We start from the raw sequence: 714 nt of genomic DNA, 5'->3' as shown, positions 1-714 counted from the left end.
CCACCCCCACACCGTCACCGACCAACTCGACGGCACCACCTACACCTGGCACCAGTCGAACTACGTCCGTCTCGACCCGCGCGTCAAGCCCGCGCACATCCTGACGTTCGAGCGCACCGGTGTACCTGTGCGGGCTGATGAGAACCGCGCCGCTGAAAGCAAGGCCGTAAAGAGCAGGGCTGCGAAGAGCGGGGCCGCAAAGGACGGAGCCGCAAAGGACGGAGCTGCAAAGGACGGGGCCGCGAAGAGCGGGGCCGGGAAAAGCAGGGCCGCCCGGGCGAACGGGACGGTCGCGAAATCGCGCCGGAGTTCACCGCGGGCGGCCGCTGCGGACGGTCACCGCTCGAACGGCAGTTGAGTCAGGCCGGTTCGGTGCCGAGCATGCGGTCCTCGATGGAGCGGCAGCCGGTGAAGACCGAGCCCAGGCCCTCGCGGTCGATGATCCGGCGGAGCTTGGCGGGCAGCGCCGGCAGCGCCAGGCAGCCGCCCTCGGCGGCGACGCGCCAGCGGATGCCGAGCAGGATCGGCAGCGGGTCGCTGCGGACGCCGAGCCGGTCGTGCATCCGCACCATCAGATGCCGCAGGTTGCCCTCGACGAGCCTGGTCAGCGTGTCGCCGAGCCGCGGCACCGTGACGTCGTCGAGCACCCCGGACAGGTGGACGACCGTGTGGTCGCCGTCCCCGGCCGCCGTCGTGGTGATCATGAGTTCGGAC

Annotated in this window: 2 protein-coding genes; one reads left to right on the top strand and one right to left on the bottom strand. The window is 70.9% G+C overall.

Features of this window, described 5'->3' with window-relative positions:
- Positions 1–358: hypothetical protein (locus E1285_RS47045; RefSeq protein WP_207947326.1), on the top strand; the 358-nt coding region annotated here is incomplete at its 5' end.
- A gap of 1 nt (position 359) precedes the next feature.
- On the opposite strand, the gene E1285_RS46380 is transcribed toward E1285_RS47045, so the two are convergent.
- On the bottom strand, positions 360–714 hold a 355-nt coding region (locus E1285_RS46380; protein WP_165967065.1), incomplete at its 5' end, for an STAS domain-containing protein.

This window comes from Actinomadura sp. 7K507, from assembly GCF_004348425.1.
Taxonomy (GTDB): Bacteria; Actinomycetota; Actinomycetes; order Streptosporangiales; family Streptosporangiaceae; genus Spirillospora.
The sequence above is the reverse complement of the archived record's forward strand: the minus strand, read 5'-3'. Positions and strand labels throughout refer to the sequence as shown.